An 18,063-nucleotide genomic window follows, 5' to 3' on the forward strand; every position below is an offset into this window, starting at 1 on the left:
GGTGACGCCGAGGTGGAGCGGGTAGTCGCACTGCTCGGCGAGCTGCCGGTAGGCCTCGATCATGACGACCGGGTCGTTGTGCTTGACCGAGATCTTGATGTCCCGGAAGTCGTGCTCCTCGAAGAGGGAGGCCTCCCACAGCGCGGACTCGACCAGGGCCTCGGGGGTCGCCTTGCCGTACTTCTGGAGCAGGCGCCGGTCGAGGGAGCCCGCGTTGACGCCGATCCGGATCGGGGTGCCGTGCTCCTTCGCCGCCTTGGCGATCTCCTTGACCTTGTCGTCGAACTGCTTGATGTTGCCGGGGTTGACGCGGACGGCGGCGCAGCCGGCCTCGATCGCGGCGAAGACGTACTTCGGCTGGAAGTGGATGTCGGCGATGACCGGGATCTGCGACTTCTTCGCGATGACCGGGAGGGCGTCGGCGTCGTCCTGCGTGGGGCAGGCGACGCGGACGATCTGGCAGCCGGAGGCGGTCAGCTCGGCGATCTGCTGGAGGGTGGCGCCGATGTCCGAGGTGCGGGTCGTCGTCATGGACTGGACCGAAACCGGCGCGTCCCCGCCGACCGCCACGGATCCGACCTGGATCTGCCGGCTCTTCCGGCGCTCGGCGAGCTTGGTCGGAACGGACGGCATGCCGAGAGAAATCGCAGTCATCTGCTGTGCAACCCCAAGTCGTGGATCAAGGTCCCGGTCCCGTCAGCGGCGGGCCCCGGGCTTCGAGATTACGGCACGGGCCATGGCCTGAGCACATCCCGCCCGTAAACCATCCGGAGAACGGGCGGCCCGGCAGGTGAGCACCGCCGGGCCGCGTCGAACGCCGGGTGGCTACGAGATTCTGACCGGGTTAACGACGTCCGCGATCAGCACCAGGATGGTGAAGCAGATGAAGATCCCGGCCACCACGTAGGCCACCGGCATCAGCTTCGCCACGTCGAACGGTCCCGGGTCGGGGCGGCGCAGCAGCCGGGCGGTGTTCCGGCGCAGCGACTCCCACAGGGCGCCCGCGATGTGCCCGCCGTCGAGCGGGAGCAGCGGGAGCATGTTGAACAGGAACAGGGACAGGTTGAAGCCCGCGACCAGCATCAGCGCCATCGCCAGCTGCTGGGTCGGCGGGATGTCGAGGGTGAAGATCTCACCGCCGACACGGGCCGCGCCGACCACGCCCATCGGGGAGTCCTGCTCGCGCGGGGCGCCGTCGAAGGCGGCGTTCCACAGGGCGGGGATCTTGCCGGGCAGCGCGGCGAGGGAGTCGACGGCCTCGCCGACGCGGTCGCCCATCCAGGTCACCGAGTCGCCGAAGTCCTGCTTGACCACGCCGGTGGCGGCGCTGAAGCCGAGGAAGCCGGCGGTGACGTACTCGCCCTCGACGACCTGGCCGTGGGAGTCCTTCTTGAGGACCTGGTTGGTGGCGATCGTGGCGTGCAGGGTGACTTCCTGCCCCTTGCGGTCGACGACGATCGCGACCTTCTCGCCCGGGTGGGAACGGATCAGGTCGGACAGCTGGTTCCAGTTGTCGGTGCGCACGCCGTCGAAGGCGACGATCCTGTCACCGGCCCGCAGGCCCGCCGCGGCGGCCGGCGAGGCCGGGTCGGAGGCCTTGCAGGTGTCACGGGCCTGGCTCTGCGGGACCACGCACTTCTGCACCTCGCTGACCGCGGTGGTCTGCTGGGTGACGCCGAAGCCCATCAGCACGACCAGGAACAGCGCGACGGCCAGCACCAGGTTCATGAACGGGCCGGCGAACATCACGATGACCCGCTTCCACGGCTTGCGCGTGTAGAAGAGGCGGGTCTCGTCGCCCGGCTTCAGCTCCTCGAAGGCGGCGGAGCGGGCGTCCTCGATCATGCCCCGCCACGGGGAGGTGGAGCGGGCCTCCAGCTTGCCGTCGGGGCCCGGCGGGAACATGCCGATCATGCGGATGTAGCCGCCGAACGGGATGGCCTTGATGCCGTACTCGGTCTCGCCCTTCCTGCGCGACCAGATGGTCGGGCCGAAGCCGACCATGTACTGCGGCACGCGGATGCCGAACAGCTTGGCCGTGGAGAGATGCCCCAGCTCGTGCCAGGCGATCGAGATCAGCAGGCCGACCGCGAAGACGACTATGCCGAGGATCATCATCAGGGTCGTCATGCACGGGCCTCCGCCGTCATCGCCGTCAGTTCCCGGGCCCGGGTGCGTGCCCAGGTCTCCGCTTCGAGGACGTCCGGCACGGTGAGCGAGGTTCCCGTGCGCGGGACGCCGTGTTCCTCGACGACCCGGGTCACGGTCTCGATGATCCCGTTGAACGGCAGCGCGCCGCTCCGGAACGCCTCGACGCACTCCTCGTTGGCGGCATTGAACACCGCCGGGGCGGTGCCCGCGAGTTCGCCCACGTGCCGGGCGAGGTGCACGGCGGGGAAGGCCTCGTTGTCGAGCGGGAAGAACTCCCACGTCGAGGCCTTGCTCCAGTCGAAGGCCGGGGCCGCGTCGGGGACGCGTTCCGGCCAGCCGAGGCCGATGGCGATCGGGCCCCGCATGTCGGGGGGCGTCGCCTGCGCCAGCGTCGATCCGTCCGTGAACTCCACCATCGAGTGGACATACGACTGCGGGTGCACGACGACCTCAATGCGGTCGAAGGGAATGTCGTACAGCAGGTGCGCCTCGATGACCTCCAGGCCCTTGTTGACGAGGGTGGCGGAGTTGATCGTGATCACCGGGCCCATCGCCCAGGTGGGGTGGGCGAGGGCGTCCTCGACGGTGACGGCGGCCAGCTCCTGCTTCGTACGTCCCCGGAAGGGCCCGCCGGAGGCCGTGACGACGAGCTTGCGCACATCCGCGCGGGTGCCGGCGGCGAGGGCCTGGAAGAGGGCGGCGTGCTCGGAGTCGACCGGGATGATCTGGCCGGGCTTGGCCAGCGCCTTGACCAGCGGGCCGCCGACGATGAGCGACTCCTTGTTGGCGAGCGCGAGGGTACGGCCCGCCTCCAGGGCGGCGAGGGTCGGGGCGAGGCCGATGGAGCCGGTGATGCCGTTCAGCACGGTGTGGCAGGCGGACGCCGCGAGCTGGGTGGCCGCGTCCGGTCCGGCCAGGATCTCGGGCAGCGGCTCCCCCGGGCCGTACTCCGCGCTCAGCGCCTCGCGCAGCGCGGGCACCACGTCCTCGCGGGCGACCGCGACGGCCCGCACCCGCAGCCGGCGGGCCTGCTCGGCGAGCAGGGCGACCCGGCCGCCGTTGGCGGACAGGCCGGTCACCCGGAAGCGGTCCGGGTTGCGCAGCACGAGATCGATGGCCTGGGTGCCGATCGACCCGGTGGAGCCGAGGATCACCACGTCCTTCGGGCCGTCTGCCGTCACCGGGTCGTAGACGAGGTGCGGGTCGGCGAGGGCGGACGGGGACTGCGGCCCGCGCCCTCGGGTGGATGGACTGTCGCTCATCCCCCCATTGTGGCCGCACGGCAGCGCTGTCAGGACAGGGCGTCCCTCGCGCGGGCGTCGTTCACTCGGGGATGATCCGCCGTACGTCGGGCCGGGGGGTCTCGGGTGTGTGGGTGTCGGCGATCCAGGGACCGTCGCCGGAGGGGTCGACCACTCCGTGCTCCAGCCACTCGTAGGTGCCCGTCAGGACGCCCTTCACGAGGGTGCGGTCCAGCTCGTCGGTGTTGTCCCACAGGCGGGTGAAGAGGGCGTCGACGCGCAGGCGGGCCTGGTGGCAGAAGGCGTCGGCGAGCTGGTACGCCTCGCGGCCGTGGTCGCCCTGGGAGCGGAGGAGTTCCGCGCGGACGCAGGCGGCGCTCATCGCGAACAGTTCGGCGCCGATGTCGACGATCCGGCCGAGGAAGCCCTGCTTGGTCTCCATGCGGCCCTGCCAGCGGGACATCGCGTAGAAGGTGGAGCGGGCGAGCTTGCGGGCGGTGCGCTCGACGTGCCGCAGGTGCGGGGAGAGGTCGACGCCGCCGTGCCGGAACTCGGCGTAGGAGCGGGGCAGCTGACCGGGGCCCGCGATCAGCCTGGGCAGCCACTTGGCGTAAAAAACACCGGCCTGCGCGCCCGCCTTCGCCTTGTCCTGGAGGGACTTGTCGGGGTCGATGAGGTCGCCCGCGACGGAGAGGTGGGCGTCGACCGCCTCGCGGGCGATGAGCAGGTGCATGATCTCGGTGGAGCCCTCGAAGATGCGGTTGATGCGCAGGTCGCGCAGCATCTGCTCGGCCGGTACGGCCCGCTCTCCGCGCGCCTTGAGCGACTCGGCGGTCTCGAAGCCGCGGCCGCCGCGGATCTGGACGAGTTCGTCGGCCATGAGGCAGGCCATCTCGGAGCCGTAGAGCTTGGCGAGGGCGGCCTCGATGCGGATGTCGTTGCGGTCCTCGTCGGCCATCTGGGAGGACAGGTCGACGACGGCTTCCAGGGCGAAGGTGGTGGCCGCGATGAAGGCGATCTTGGAGCCGACCGCCTCGTGCAGGGCGACCGGCTTGCCCCACTGCTCCCGGACCGCGGACCACTCACGGGCGATCTTCAGACACCACTTGCCGGCGCCGACGCACATCGCGGGCAGCGACAGGCGGCCGGTGTTCAGGGTGGTCAGGGCGATCTTCAGGCCCGCGCCCTCGGGGCCGATGCGGTTCGCTGCGGGGACCCGGACGCCCTGGAAGCGGGTGACGCCGTTCTCCAGGCCGCGCAGGCCCATGAACGCGTTGCGGTTCTCCACGGTGATGCCCGGCGAGGCGGCCTCGACGACGAACGCGGTGATGCCGCCCTTGTGGCCCTCGGTCTTCGGCACGCGGGCCATGACGACGAGCAGGTCGGCGACCACCCCGTTGGTGGTCCACAGCTTCACGCCGTCGAGGAGGTAGTCGTCCCCGTCGGGTACGGCGGTGGTGGCGAGGCGGGCCGGGTCGGAGCCGACGTCCGGCTCGGTGAGCAGGAACGCGGAGATGGCGGTGCGGGCGCAGCGCGGCAGGAACCGTTCCTTCTGCTCGGGCGTGCCGAACATCTTCAGCGGCTGCGGGACGCCGATCGACTGGTGGGCGCTGAGCAGTGCGCCGACGGCCGGGCTCGCGGAGCCGACCAGGGCGAGGGCCTTGTTGTAGTAGACCTGGGTGAGGCCGAGGCCGCCGTACTCGGGGTCGATCTTCATGCCGAGGGCGCCGAGTTCCCTGAGCCCGTTCATGGTCTCGTCGGGGATGCGGGCCTCGCGTTCGATGCGGGCGGAGTCGATCTCGGTCTCGCAGAACGCGCGCAGCTTCGCCAGGAACTGCTCGCCGCGGCGGACGTCCTCGGCGGCGGGGAGCGGATGGGGGTGGACGAGGTCGAGGCGGAAGCGGCCGAGGAACAGTTCCTTGGCGAAGCTGGGCTTGCGCCAGTGCTGTTCCCGGGCCGCCTCCGCGACCTGGCGGGCCTCACGTTCGGTGACGGTGGGTCGGGTGGTGGGAGTGGCGGACATGAGGCACCTCGCCGCGAATCGGGATCTGGGGTCCAATTGGCTACCGACGGGTGTTACGCGATCGTATGTACCCGATAACGGACTGTCCCACCACCCTTCGCGCGGCCGTTCGGCCGAGCGGTGTTGTTCACTGTCTGCGGGAGAGGCGTGAGAAGAAAGCTGTCGAAGCGCTTCGACGACCTATGGACACCCAACCGTGCTGGGGTTACTGTCGAACCACCCTCACCCGCCATTGTTCGCACAGCGCATTGTCGAAGCGCTTCACAAAGCTTGGAGAGCGGATGGTCACCCTCGCCGAGGTCGCCCAGCACGCCGGAGTCTCGGCGAGCACGGTGAGCTATGTCCTCAGCGGCAAGCGGTCCATCTCCACGACCACCCGGCAGCGGGTCGAGCAGAGCATCCGGGAGCTGGGCTACCACCCCAACGCCGGAGCCCGCGCCCTGGCCAGCAACCGGTCGAACATCATCGCGCTGATGATCCCGCTGCGCACCGACATGTACGTGCCGGTGATGATGGAGATCGCCATCGCGGTGGCCACCACCGCCCGGACCCACGGCTACGACGTCCTGCTCCTGACCGGCGAGGAGGGCCCGGACGCGGTGCGCCGGGTCACCGGCAGCGGGCTCGCCGACGCCATGATCCTGATGGACGTCGAGCTGAAGGACGAGCGGCTGCCACTGCTGCGGGGCACGGACCAGCCGTCCGTGCTGATCGGGCTGCCCGCCGACACCACCGGCCTGACCTGCGTGGACCTCGACTTCACGGCGACCGGCGCGCTGTGCGTGGAGCATCTGGCCTCGCTCGGCCACCGCGACATCGCTGTCATCGGCGAGGCGCCGGCGGTGTACGAACGGCACACCGGGTTCGCCGAGCGCACCCTCGACGGACTGCGCGCCCGCGCCCGCGAGCTGGGCCTGCGGGTGCTGCACCGCCCCTGCGAGGGCGGGTACGACTCGATGGCGGCGACCCTCGCCCGGATCTTCGACGAGCGTCCGGCGACCACCGGGTTCGTGGTGCAGAACGAGTCGGCGGTGGAGCCGCTGCTCGCGCTGCTGCGCCAGCAGGGCCGGGCCGTGCCGGAGGACGTGTCGGTGGTCGCCGTCTGCCCGGACCAGGTCGCCGTCCAGGCGTCGGTGCGGCTGACGTCGGTCGCCATCCCCGCCCAGGAGATGGGCCGGCACGCCGTGGAGCACCTGGTCGCCAAGCTGGACGGGCGGGGCAGCGACGAGGTGGTCCTGCTGGCGCCCGAGCTGACGGTCCGTGCGAGCACGGGACCGGCGCCCGCCGCGCCCTGACCGGCACCCCGGCTCCCTCCTTCTCCGCACGCCCCTCCCGGGGCACCCATGTCTTCAGGAGCACGCCACGTGATTCAGCCTGCCGAAACACAGCCCGAGGTCAGCCTGGCGCAGTCCTCCCCCACCGTCGGCACGTTCCGCGAGCGGGACGGCGCGCTGGAGTGGAGCGGCCGTCAGGAGACGCTGCGGATCGAGCCGTGGGGTCCGGACGCGGTGCGGGTCCGGGCCCGGCTCGGCGGCCCGGTCCTGGACGGCCTGCCGGGTGCCCTGCTCGCCGACGCCCCGCCCACCGGGAGCACCGTGAAGACCGGCGACGGCGAGGCGCGGCTGACCGTCGGCGCGCTGACCGTGCGGGTGAGCGCGGAGGGCCTGATCCGGTTCGTGCGCACCGTCGACGGCGGCGAGATCCTCGCCGAGGAGCGTGCCCACTTCTGGTGGCCGGGCTCACGCCTCTACACCGCCGTCGGCAACGGCCACCACCGGCTGGAGCAGCGCTTCGCCGCGTACGACGACGAGAAGCTGTACGGGCTCGGCCAGCACCAGCACGGCCGGCTGGACCAGAAGGGCCTGGTGCTCGACCTGGTCCAGCGCAACGCCGAGGTCGGCATCCCGGTGCTCACCTCCAGCCGCGGCTACACCCTGCTGTGGAACAACCCGGCGATCGGCCGGGTGGAGCTGGCGCACAACGGCACCCGCTGGGTGGCGGACTCGGCCCGGCAGATCGACTACTGGATCACCGCGGGCACCCCGGCCGACGGCCAGCGCCGCTACAGCGCGGTCACCGGCCGCACCCCGATGCTGCCGGAGTGGGCGGCGGGCTTCTGGCAGTGCAAGCTGCGCTACCGCACCCAGGACGAACTCCTCGCGGTGGCCCGGGAGTACAAGCGCCGCGGCCTGCCGCTCGACGTGATCGTCTGCGATTTCTTCCACTGGACGCATCTCGGCGAGTGGAAGTTCGACCCGAAGGAGTGGCCCGACCCTGCGGCGATGGTCCGCGAGCTGGCCGAACTGGGTGTGAAGCTGGTGGTCAGCGTCTGGCCGTCGGTCTCCCCGCTGAGCGAGAACCACCAGCTGATGGAGCAGCGCGGCTATTTCATCGGCACGCAGTACGGCCCGATGGCGCACGCCGACTGGCCGGACAAGGAGGTCGCGTCGACGGTCCAGGTGGCCTTCTACGACGCCACCAACCCGGAGGCCCGGGAGTTCGTCTGGTCCCGCGTCCGCGACAACTACCTCCTGCCGTACGGCATCAAGGCGTTCTGGCTGGACGCCTGCGAGCCGGAGCTGAAGCCGGGCTTCCAGGAGAACCTGCGCTACTGGGCGGGCCCGGGCCTGGAGGTCGGCAACCTCTACCCCGCGGAGAACGCCCGCGCCTTCCACGAGGGCCTGAGGGACTGCGGCGAGGACGAGATCATCACCCTCAACCGCTCGGCGTGGGCGGGCAGCCAGCGCTACGGCGCCGCGCTGTGGTCCGGTGACATCGGCACCGACTTCCCGACCCTGCGCCGCCAGATCGCGGCCGGCCTCAACACGGCCCTGTCCGGGATCCCCTGGTGGAACACCGACATCGGCGGATTCCACGGCGGGGACCCGGACGACCCGGCGTACCGCGAGGTGATGGTCCGCTGGTTCCAGTTCGGCGCGCTGTCCCCGCTGATGCGGCTGCACGGCTTCCGCGCCCCGGGCATGCCGCTGGGCCCGGAGATGACCGGCGGCCCGAACGAGGTGTGGTCGTACGGCGAGGAGGCCGGCGCGATCCTGGAGCGGTATCTGCGGCTGCGTGAGCGTCTGAAGCCGTATGTCCTGAGGGTCATGCGCGAGGCCCACGAGGAGGGCCTGCCGGTGATGCGACCGCTGTTCCTTGAGTTCCCGGAGGACCAGGCGGCCTGGTCGGTGGACGACGCCTACCTCTTCGGCCGGGATCTCCTGGTCGCCCCGGTGCTGACGGCGGGCGCCACGGCCCGCACGGTCCACCTCCCGGCGGGCGCGGCCTGGACGGACGCGTGGACCGGGGAGACGTACGAGGGCGGTGCGGCCGTGACGGTCGACGCCCCGCTGGACCGCATCCCGCTGTTCCTGCGGGACGGGGCGCGGCTGCCCGTGGCGGAGTAGCCGTGTCGGACGGGGGCGCCCGGAGAGGGGACCGGGCGCCCCCGTTGTGGGGTCGTCAGCTGCTGCTGACGGTGAGGTTGTTGGTGGTGAAGTTCAGCCCGCCGGAGGACGAGGTGATCTCGTAGCCGAACTGGACGTCACCGATGGTCTCGTTGCCCATCCAGCGCTTGGTGTCCTTGATCCACTTCAGGATCGGCAGGATGTTGACGGTGCCGGAGTTCGAGTCCGAGGTGCGCAGGAACGAGAAGACCTCGTTGTGGCCGTTGCTGCCCTTGTAGACGTTCCAGGTGTGGCCGCCGAGGCTGACACTGCCCTGGGCGGTGCCGAGCGGGCCGACGGCGCCGTTGTGGTTGACCCAGAGCATGATCTCGTAGTCGTAGTCGGTGTCCCAGATGTCGTACGACGTGTTGTACGCGCCGGACGACGGGACGGTGACGTTGTAGCTGCTGGTGAGCGAGCCGATCGAGGTGATCGGCTTGTTGATCACCTTCTTGGAGTTGGGGTACGACTTGATGCCGCCGGTGTTGGGGTGGTCGGCCCAGACGCCCCAGTTGGTGCCGGAGTTGGCCCAGACGCACTGGCTGCCGGCGCCGGAGCCCCAGATGTTGTTGTAGAGGGTGTAGCCGTTCAGGGTGGTGTTGCCCCACTGGTCACAGGAGTTCCAGACGGCGGCCTGGGCGGGGGCGGAGGCCAGGCCGACGGTGGCGCCGAGCGCGAGGGCCGGGGCCAGCAGGACCTTGGTGATCCCGCGGAGTGCGGTGCGTGCTGCCATGGTGTCCCTTTCCATGGGTGGGGGGAATTGCGGAAAGTCACCGCGTCCCGAGGTCGAGGACGCGGTCCACTCCGGCGGCCAGATCGAGCGGTTCGGCGCCGGAGGGGGTTCTGAGTTCCACACGGGTGGTGCGGGAGGGCCGGATCACCGCGGTCGTCCTCGCGCGGCTCCAGGCGAGGTCGACCTCGGCCCCGAACCGGGTGCGCACGCCCCGCACTTCGCCCGCCGGGAGGTACGCGGGGAGGGCGGGGAGCAGCACGAGCCGGCCGGGGGTCGAGTGCACCAGCATCTCGATCAGTACGGCGGGCAGGGTGTGCGCGGCGTCCGCGTTGTAGACGTCGCGCCGGGGATAGTGCGCGCTCATCAGGGAGGCGTGGAAGAAGTCACCCGCCAGCACCTGGCCGAGCGCGTGCGCGACCCGCCCGGCGTCGCTGAGGCGGGCGGCGATCAGCGCGTGGTGCAGATGGCCGTGCGCGGAGTCGTTCTCGGCGCCGCGCAGTTCGAGCGCCCGGTGGGCGGCCTTCGCCAGTCCGGGGGTGTCGTAGGGGTTGATCTCGTCCAGCGGCCACACGCCGTACAGGTGGCTGAGGTGGCGGTGGTCGTAGGAGTCCTCCAGGCCGGGCCAGGCCCATTCGGCCAGTGCCCCGTCCTCGTTGACGCGGTGCGGGGGGAGCCGGTCGGCGAGCGCGCGCCAGCGGTCGGCGTGCTCGGGGTGGTAGGCGGCGGCGGTGAGCAGGGCGTGCCGGGCCGCGGAGAGGTCCATGGCCGCGTTGAGCGCGCCCCAGCTCCCGCCCGCCGGGCGGTTCTCCGGCGAGTAGGAGGGGACGATCACCAGGTGGCCGTCGGTGTCGGTGCGGGTGAGGAAGTCCTCGTAGAACAGGGCGACTTCGGCGAGCGCGGCGGCGGTGCGGGGGTCGCGCCCGCCGTGGATCTCGTCGTGGTCGACGAGCGGCTTGAGCAGCCAGTCGGCGCCCGCGGTCCACAGGTGCAGGGGGTATTCGCGGCTGAAGTGGTAGCTGTGCCCGGACTCGCCGTCCGTGTGCGCGGGCGCGACCACGCCCCGGGTGCCGAAGACGGCGCGGGCGTTGTCCCGCCAGTCCGGGAGCTGGCGGTGGATCAGCGCGGCGAGGGCCTCGGTGACCTCCGGGAGGGCGGCGGACGCGGCGGAGGCGGTCTGGAGGTTGAGGTTGGCGTCGTGGGTGAACGCGCCGGACCAGGCGGTGTTCCAGTCACCGGTCCACAGGCCGGTCAGGCGGGGCGGGAGCACTCCGCTCGCGGACAGCAGGTGGTAGCGGCCGGCGGCGAACAGCCGCTCCAGGAGCGCCGGGCTCTGCGGGCGGGCCAGCAGTTCGGAGCCGGGCAGGGCCCGCTCGGCCGGGTCGGCGGCCAGATCGAGGGTGACCCGGGTGTAGGCGACGCGGTGCAGGGCGGTGTGCCGGGCGAGGAGGGCGTCGTACGGCGTGCCGGTGAGCAGGTCGCGCAGGGCGCGGCCCTCGGCGACCACGTCCAGCTCACCGGTGTGGCGGCGCACCCGGGTGAGGAGCAGGACCGCCGTCGCGCCCTCGATCCGGGCGCCCGGCGGGGCCAGTCTCGTCGTACCGCCTTCGACGACGGCGAGGGTGACGCCGGTGTAGGCGAGGTCCGTACCCGGGTAGCGCACGCGCAGGCTGAGCAGGGCGCCGTCGGGGGTGAGGACGGCTCCGTCGCCGACGCGGAGGCCGTGCGGGGCGCCGGGGAGGCGGGGGTCGAGGCAGAGGCCGAGGGTGAGGCCGGGGGCGGTGACGTACTGGACGATCACGTCGTCGGCGCGGGAGACGAAGACGCGGCTGGTCCAGTCGCCGTGGACGGCGGTGACCTCGCCGGTGGTGAAGTCGACCGTCCGCCGGTAGGGACCGCCGGGGTCGCCCGTGCGGCGCAGCCGGGTCCGGAAGGCGGGGTGAAAGGGGCGCACCCATTGCAGCGGGCGGCCGTCGGTGAAGGTCTCGGCGGCGGTGAGGTCACCCGCGAGCAGGCGGTCCTGGAGGGCCGGGAGTCCGGCGGCGAGCTGAGGCGGGCGGCGGTGGCGGTCGTCACCGGCCGGGCGGACGAGGGTGTGCTGGGTGACGATGACACGGTCGTCGTTCGGATCGCCGAACACAAGGGCGCCGTGGCGGCCGTTGCCGCTCAGGAAGGCGTCCTCCCAGCGGCCGGCGGGCCGGGGCTCCCAGGTGCCGTGCACGGGGGTGTCGCTCATGGCCGCAGCACCGCCACGCCGTAACGGTCCAGGCGCACCTCGGCCGTCACCGCCGTATCGGTGAGCAGGTCGTGATGGCGGCCCGGCACGGCGACCGTCACCGGCTCGCGGCCGTGGTTCAGCACGAAGAGCAGCTCACCGCGGCGCACCGCCTCCACGGTGGGCGGCAGACCGTCCAGGACCGGGCGGACGCCGGCCTCGGCGGCGGCGCGGGCCAGCAGGGCCCGCAGGGCGTCCGGCTCGGGGAGCGTGGAGACGTACCAGGCTCGGTCCCGGCGCAGCAGCGCGGGCAGCCCGTCCAGCTCGCCGCCCTTGTAGGCCACGGTCTCGGTGACGTCGTCGGCGGCCTCGATCTCCTCCGACCACAGCGTGCCCCGGAAACCGTCGCACTCGACGCGCTCGCCCGCCTCCAGCGGCCACCACTCGTGCAGGACCCGGATGCCGAACAGCTCGCGCAGCCGGGCGTCCATGCCGCCCGCGCGGACCCGGTCGTCCTCGTCGGCGACGCCGGTGAGGAAGCCGCAGACCAGGGTGCCGCCCGCGCGGACGTAGCCGAGCAGGTTCTCGATCGCCGCGTCCGTGAGGAGGTAGAGCTGCGGCACGACGACCATGCGGTAGCGGCCGAGATCGTGCTCGGGGTGGGCGAAGTCGGTGGTGAGGTGGGACTCCCACAGGGCCCGGTGCCAGGCGTGCAGCACGGTGGAGTGGTCCACCCGGGTGGAGAGGCGGCCCTCCTGGTCCCCTGCCCACCAGGCGTGCCAGTCGTGCAGCAGCGCGACGTCGGCGGCGATGCGCGTGCCGGTGACCTCGGCGAGCTTGCGCAGCTCGGCGCCGATCCGCTTGACCTCCTGGAAGGTACGGCCCCGCTCCCCCGCGTGGCTGACCATCCCGGAGTGGAACTTCTCGGCGCCCTGCCGGGACTGGCGCCACTGGAAGTAGCAGACCGCGTCCGCGCCGCGGGCCACCGCCTGGAGCGACCAGAGCCGGTTCAGGCCCCGCGGCTTGGGGTGGTTCACGCCGCGCCAGTTGACCGGGCCCGCCGCCTGTTCCATCAGCATCCAGGGGCCGCGCGCCTGCGACCGGGTCAGGTCCTGGACGAGGGCGCCGTGCTGCGCGCCGAGCGGGTCGCGCGGGTCCGGGTAGAGGTCGACGGAGACGACGTCCTCCTCCTCGGCCCAGCGCCAGGCGTCCTGGCCGATCCACAGCGGCATGAAGTTGCTGGTGACCGGGATGTGCGGGGAGTGCCGGCGGACGATGTCCCGCTCGGCGGCGTAGCACTCCAGGAGCATGTCGGAGGTGAAGCGCCGGAAGTCGAGCACCTGGGTGGGGTTGTGCAGGTAGTGGGCGCGGCGGGGCGGGATGACGCCGTCCCAGGTGTCGTAGCCCTGGCTCCAGAAGGCGGTGCCCCAGGCGGTGTTGAGGGCGTCGAGGCTGCCGTACCGGTGCTGGAGCCAGACCCGGAACCGGGCGGCGGCCTCGTCGCCGTGGTCGAAGGTGCAGTACTCGTTGTTGATGTGCCACATCGTGAGGGCGGGGTGGCCGCCGTAGCGGGCGGCCAGGGCCTCGGTGATCGCGGCGGCGTGCTGGCGGTAGACGGCGCTGGAGTGCGAGAAGTGCTGCCGTCCGCCCCAGTGCTCGACCCGCCCGTCGGCGTCTGTGGGCAGGGTCTCCGGGTGCAGCCGGCCGAGCCACGGCGGGGGCGAGGAGGTCGGGGTGGCGAGGACGACGCCGATGCCGTTGTCGTGCATCAGATCCATCAGCGTGTCCAGCCAGCCGAACTCCCGGGCGCCCGGTTCGGGTTCCAGCCTCGACCAGGAGAAGACGCCGAGGGTGACGGAGTTGACGCCGGCGTCCCTCATCAGCCGGACGTCCTCGTGCCAGGTCTCCTCGGGCCACTGCTCGGGGTTGTAGTCGCCGCCGAAGAGGAGCCGGCCGCGGGTGGCGTCGTTCAGGTGCGGCATCAGATGGGTTCTCCGTACTGGATTCCGCGTCCGTTGGTGGCGAGGTAGACCCGGCCGTACACGCGTGGGTCGCCGGTGATCGCCTCGCCGGTCCAGCCCCATTGGTGGGCGTCGTCGTTGATCCGGGTCCAGGTCTTCGCCCCGTCGTCGGAGCGGTACACGGCGGTGATCGTCTCCACCGCGCCGACCTGGTAGACCGCCGGGTAGCCGGCGCCGTCGGCGGCCTTGCCGAAGCCCAGGGTGTAGGAGGCCCGGCAGCTGTCGGCCTTGGTGAAGGCCGCCCCGCCGTCGGTGGAGCGGTACAGCCCGTTCCGCTTGGCGCTGAGCCACAGGTCACCGGTCCGCCCCGGCGCCGCGACCACCTTGAACTGGCTGTCGCCGGAGGGCAGTCCGCTCGCCCGGGCGGTGAAGGTGCGGCCGCCGTCCGTGCTGGCGAGCAGCGTTCCCGTGTCGGTGTCGTACGCGTAGAACACCGCCGGGTCGGCCGGGTCGGCGACCGGCGTCGCCCCCTTCGGGAAGGAGGTCACCTCGGACCAGGTCGCGCCGTTGTCCGCGGAGCGGTAGGCGGGGTACTTGGTGCCGTCCCAGTGCAGGAACGTCCACAGCAGCACGGTTCCGTCGGCGTTGACGGCGATCGGCCCCGGCGCGTTCTTCGCGAGACCGGGCTGGGCGGCGAAGGGCGCCCAGGTCCGCCCGCCGTCGGTGGAGTACGCCCCGTTGCCGTGATCTCCCCAGCCGGCGCGCACGACGTACGACGGTTTCCGGGCGGCCTGCGCGAGGCCGGTCGCCGACCCGAACACGGGGTTCGTGGCCATGCCCCGCGAGGGGGACGCGGTGAGCCGCTCGTGGTACATCACGCCGATGTCCCCGAGCCCGCTGATCAGATGCGCCTCCCCGGCCGGGGGCGAGATCAGCTGGCGTACGGCGCTCTCCTCCAGGCCGCGGATCCGCGGGGCCCAGTGCCGCAGGTCCCGGGTGCCGTAGAGGGTGGCGCCGGTGCCGTAGACGATGTGCCGCGAGTCGTACGGGTCGACGGCGAGCGCCTGGATCCACCAGCCGAACTTGGGCTGCTCCCCGCCCCACCTCAGGTACGGCGTCTCGGACACGTCGAAGACGGCCGACTCCTTGAGGGAGGTCCAGGAGCGCCCGCCGTCCGTGGAGCGGTACAGGGTGTCGACGGCGGCCCAGCGGTTGTTGGTGGAGACGACGACGGTGCCGGGGCGGCGGGCGTCCACCGCGACACCTCCGTAGCCGAAGGTGTCGGCGGAACCGTCGGACGTGGTCCCGCCGGGCTTCGCCGGAGTGACGTCGGTCCACCCGCCGCCGACGGTGGCCAGCTTGTGCACGCCGCCGTCCGTCTGCCCGTTGGGGCCGGGGGCGTCGGCGTACGTCACGTACAGCTCGCGGGTGTGCCGGTCGTAGGCGGCGCGGATCGGCACCTTGGCGGCGGCGCCGGCCGGCTGACCGGTGACGGGCTGCCAGGTGCCGCCGTCCGTGGTCCGGAAGAGGTTGGGCGAGGTGCCGTCGCCGTCGCCCCAGCCGGCGTAGACGGCGCGGCCGGCCGCGACGAGGAGGGTCACGCCCTGGCCGGACGGGTCCGGGGCGGGCGGGAAGCCGGGGGCGGGCGCCCAGGTGGCGCCCCGGTCCGTCGACTTCAGCAGTCCGTCGTGCCGGGTGCCCAGCCACAGGGTGTCGCTGTCGCGCGGGTCGACCAGCAGCCGCTCCCCCGCGCCCCGGCCGTCCTCGTTGGCGCCGAGCTTCACGGTGAGGTCGGTGCGCTGCCAGGTCCTGCCCCGGTCCTCGGAGCGCAGCACCGCGCCGTTGCCGGACCAGGGCTGGGAGTAGGTGCCGACGGCGAGGTAGAGCCGGTCCGGGTGGGCGGGGTCGACGGCGATCGCCTCGACGCCGAGCAGGTTCCAGTCGTCCCAGCCGAAGTGGTCGGTGAGCGGGGTCCAGCGGGCGGCCCTCTCGTCCCAGCGGTAGGCGCCGCCGATGTCGGTACGGGCGTAGGCGAGGCCGCGGACGGAGGGGTGGAAGAGGACGCCGGTGATGAATCCGGTGCCGCCGATGACGACGTTGCGCCAGCGGTAGGCGGAGGCGGGCCCGGCGGCCCGGGCCGGTCCGTGGAACGCCGGCAGGGCGGTGATCGCGGCGGCGGCAGCGGTCCCGGCGAGGACGGTCCGTCTGCTGGGCTTCGACGTGCGCATGACATACCTCGTTCTGGAAGGTGGGGTCCGCCGCAGCCGACCGCTGGACAGGCGCGGGCCGGCTGCGGCGGGGCCTGGGGGAACCGGCGTCAGCCCTTGACCGCGCCCGTGAGCATGCCCTTCTTGAAGTGCCGCTGGACGAAGGGCGAGAGCACCGCCACCGGCAGCAGCGCCATGACCATGACCGCCATCTGGACGGCCAGCGCGGACAGCCCGCCGGTGTTGATCTGCGTGGCCAGTCCCACCGGTCGCTCCTGCTTCTGCACCAGCTGGATCATGACGTTCTGCAACGGCATCATGTCCTGGTCGGTGAGGTAGATCGACGCGTTGAACCAGGCGCTCCAGTACCCCACCGCGTAGAACAGCGCGATGACCGCCAGCACCGCCCGCGACAGCGGCATCACGATCTTCCACAGGATGCGCCAGTCCCCGGCCCCGTCGATCCGGGCGCTGTCGATCAGCTCCTGTGAGATGCCCATGAAGAAGCCGCGCAGCACCAGGATGTTGAAGACGCTCACCGCGCTCGGCAGGATCAGCGCGAGATAGGTGTCGGTCAGTCCCAGCGCCTGCACCAGCAGATACGTCGGGATGAGCCCGGCGCCGAAGAACATGGTCGCCAGCAGTGTCATCAGGATCCAGCGGTGGCCGAGCGACCCGGACCGCGAGAGCCCGTAGGCGCACAGCACCGAGACGGCCATGCTGAACAGCGTGCCGACCACGGTGACGCCGACGCTGACCAGCGCGGCCCGCTGCACCTGGCCGCCGCCGAGCAGTTCCTGGTAGGCGATGAAGGTGATGTCCTTCGGTATCACCACCAGGCCGCCGGCCTCGTCGATGGTCTTCTTCGAGGACAGGCTGGTGACGATGACGATCCACAGCGGGAAGAGGATCGCGAAGCAGGCGAAACCGAGGACGATGCCCTTGGCGGCGAGCCCTGCCTTGCGCGGCTCCTCCTCCCACACCGGCCGCGGCGGGGCCTCCCACCAGCGGGGTTCGCGCACCGGCTGGCCGATGACGGCGCTCACTTCTTGTACACCCCCTGCTCGCCCATGAGATGGGCCACCTTGTTCGCCACGAGGACGAGGGTCAGTCCGACGAGGCCCTTGATGAGGCCGGCGGCCGCCGCGTAGCTGAAGTCCTGGTTGCGGATGCCGTTCCACCACACATAGGTGTCGAGGACCTCGGACGCCTCCACGCCCACCGCCTGCCGTTGCAGCAGCAGTTGCTCGAAGCCGACGGTGAGCGCGTCACCGACCCGCAGCACCAGCAGCAGGGCGATGACCGGGCGCAGCGCGGGCAGCGTGATGTGCCACATGCGGCGCCAGCGGCCGGCCCCGTCCATGGCGGCGGCCTCGTACAGGTCGTTGGAGACGGAGGAGAGGGCCGCGAGGAAGACGATGATGCCCCAGCCGGCGTCCTTCCAGATGGTCTGCACGGTGACCAGGTACTTGAAGGCGCCCGGGTCGGTCATCACGTCGAAGCCGGTGTGGCCGTGGTCGGCCAGGGTCTGCGCGATGATGCCGGCGCCGCCGAAGATCTGCTGGAAGACGGTGACGACCAGCACCCAGGAGAAGAAGTGCGGCAGGTAGACGATGGCCTGGGCGACCGCCCGCACCCGGGGCCTGATCACGCTGTTGATGAGCAGGGCGAGCAGGACCGGGATCGGGAAGTACAGCACCAGCTGGAGGAAGAACAGCACGAACGTGTTCTGCACGGCGTGCCAGAACTCCGAGTCCGCGAAGACCCGTTCGAACTGGTCGAAGCCGACCCACGGGCTCTGGAACATCGCCACGACGCCGTTGTCGCTCAGGTACGGGTCGTAGTCCTGGAAGGCGACGATGTTGCCGAGGATCGGCACGTAATTGAAGACCAGGACCAGCAGTACGGCCGGCAGGGTCATCAGCAGGAGCGTGCGGTCGCGCCGGAAGCGGAGCCGGAAGCTCAGCCGGCCTGCCTTCCCGCCCGGGTTCCCGCTCGCCTTCCCGGAGCCGGTGGTGCCGGACGCCGCCGGGGTCCCGGGAGTGGTCTTCGCCTCGGCTCTGCCGCGAGGCACCGTGCTGTGGGACAC

Annotated in this window: 12 protein-coding genes; 2 read left to right on the forward strand and 10 right to left on the reverse strand. The window is 71.7% G+C overall.

What is annotated here, in order from left to right:
* The 4 genes from VE614_RS29160 to VE614_RS29175 all read right to left on the reverse strand — a co-directional run.
* Window positions 1-654, reverse strand: a 654-nt coding sequence (locus VE614_RS29160; protein WP_324943723.1) for a flavodoxin-dependent (E)-4-hydroxy-3-methylbut-2-enyl-diphosphate synthase, incomplete at its 3' end; no start/stop codon positions are given.
* Window positions 655-825: 171 nt separating this feature from the next.
* The gene (locus tag VE614_RS29165; protein ID WP_324943924.1) at window positions 826-2,118 is read right to left on the reverse strand and encodes a site-2 protease family protein; all 1,293 of its coding nucleotides are present in this window, start codon (window positions 2,116-2,118) and stop codon (window positions 826-828) included.
* 8 nt (window positions 2,119-2,126) lie between these two features.
* On the reverse strand, window positions 2,127-3,413 hold the full coding sequence (gene dxr, locus VE614_RS29170) for a 1-deoxy-D-xylulose-5-phosphate reductoisomerase (RefSeq protein WP_324943726.1): 1,287 nt from the start codon (window positions 3,411-3,413) through the stop codon (window positions 2,127-2,129).
* Between the two features lie 61 nt (window positions 3,414-3,474).
* Window positions 3,475-5,415: an acyl-CoA dehydrogenase family protein gene (locus VE614_RS29175; protein WP_324943729.1), complete on the reverse strand. Its 1,941-nt coding sequence runs from the start codon at window positions 5,413-5,415 to the stop codon at window positions 3,475-3,477.
* Between the two features lie 281 nt (window positions 5,416-5,696).
* Here VE614_RS29175 and VE614_RS29180 point away from each other — a divergent pair, with 281 nt between their 5' ends.
* Both VE614_RS29180 and VE614_RS29185 read left to right on the forward strand, forming a co-directional pair.
* Window positions 5,697-6,710, forward strand: coding sequence for a LacI family DNA-binding transcriptional regulator (locus tag VE614_RS29180; RefSeq protein WP_324943732.1), 1,014 nt, complete (start codon window positions 5,697-5,699; stop codon window positions 6,708-6,710).
* Window positions 6,711-6,779: 69 nt separating this feature from the next.
* The gene (locus VE614_RS29185) at window positions 6,780-8,822 is read left to right on the forward strand and encodes a glycoside hydrolase family 31 protein (RefSeq protein ID WP_324943735.1); all 2,043 of its coding nucleotides are present in this window, start codon (window positions 6,780-6,782) and stop codon (window positions 8,820-8,822) included.
* A gap of 55 nt (window positions 8,823-8,877) precedes the next feature.
* Here VE614_RS29185 and VE614_RS29190 read toward each other — a convergent pair whose 3' ends face one another.
* The 6 genes from VE614_RS29190 to VE614_RS29215 all read right to left on the reverse strand — a co-directional run bounded on the left by VE614_RS29190 (window position 8,878) and on the right by VE614_RS29215 (window position 18,063).
* Complete coding sequence (locus VE614_RS29190; protein ID WP_324943738.1) at window positions 8,878-9,594, reverse strand: glycoside hydrolase family 12 protein; 717 nt, start codon at window positions 9,592-9,594, stop codon at window positions 8,878-8,880.
* 37 nt (window positions 9,595-9,631) lie between these two features.
* On the reverse strand, window positions 9,632-11,827 hold the full coding sequence (locus VE614_RS29195; RefSeq protein WP_324943741.1) for a glycosyl hydrolase family 95 catalytic domain-containing protein: 2,196 nt from the start codon (window positions 11,825-11,827) through the stop codon (window positions 9,632-9,634).
* Complete coding sequence (locus VE614_RS29200; protein WP_324943744.1) at window positions 11,824-13,788, reverse strand: beta-galactosidase; 1,965 nt, start codon at window positions 13,786-13,788, stop codon at window positions 11,824-11,826. Before VE614_RS29200 ends, VE614_RS29195 begins: the two co-directional genes overlap by 4 nt.
* Entirely contained in the window at window positions 13,788-15,995 is a 2,208-nt protein-coding gene (locus VE614_RS29205; protein ID WP_324943747.1) for a 1,4-beta-glucanase, read from the reverse strand. Before VE614_RS29205 ends, VE614_RS29200 begins: the two co-directional genes overlap by 1 nt.
* An 89-nt stretch (window positions 15,996-16,084) precedes the next feature.
* Window positions 16,085-17,020: a carbohydrate ABC transporter permease gene (locus tag VE614_RS29210; RefSeq protein WP_324943750.1), complete on the reverse strand. Its 936-nt coding sequence runs from the start codon at window positions 17,018-17,020 to the stop codon at window positions 16,085-16,087.
* On the reverse strand, window positions 17,017-18,063 hold the full coding sequence (locus tag VE614_RS29215; protein WP_324943753.1) for an ABC transporter permease: 1,047 nt from the start codon (window positions 18,061-18,063) through the stop codon (window positions 17,017-17,019). The genes VE614_RS29210 and VE614_RS29215 overlap by 4 nt, the downstream gene beginning before the upstream one ends.

Origin of the sequence: Streptomyces sp. (assembly GCF_035645055.1) — a bacterium.
GTDB lineage: Bacteria > Actinomycetota > Actinomycetes > Streptomycetales > Streptomycetaceae > Streptomyces.

Coding starts and splice junctions, on each gene's coding strand:
- VE614_RS29165 (WP_324943924.1), bottom strand. CDS start 2,118: ATGATGATCCTCGGCATAGTCGTCTTCGCGGTCGGCCTGCTGATCTCG.
- dxr (WP_324943726.1), bottom strand. CDS start 3,413: ATGAGCGACAGTCCATCCACCCGAGGGCGCGGGCCGCAGTCCCCGTCC.
- VE614_RS29175 (WP_324943729.1), bottom strand. CDS start 5,415: ATGTCCGCCACTCCCACCACCCGACCCACCGTCACCGAACGTGAGGCC.
- VE614_RS29180 (WP_324943732.1), top strand. CDS start 5,697: ATGGTCACCCTCGCCGAGGTCGCCCAGCACGCCGGAGTCTCGGCGAGC.
- VE614_RS29190 (WP_324943738.1), bottom strand. CDS start 9,594: ATGGCAGCACGCACCGCACTCCGCGGGATCACCAAGGTCCTGCTGGCC.
- VE614_RS29195 (WP_324943741.1), bottom strand. CDS start 11,827: ATGAGCGACACCCCCGTGCACGGCACCTGGGAGCCCCGGCCCGCCGGC.
- VE614_RS29200 (WP_324943744.1), bottom strand. CDS start 13,788: ATGCCGCACCTGAACGACGCCACCCGCGGCCGGCTCCTCTTCGGCGGC.
- VE614_RS29205 (WP_324943747.1), bottom strand. CDS start 15,995: ATGCGCACGTCGAAGCCCAGCAGACGGACCGTCCTCGCCGGGACCGCT.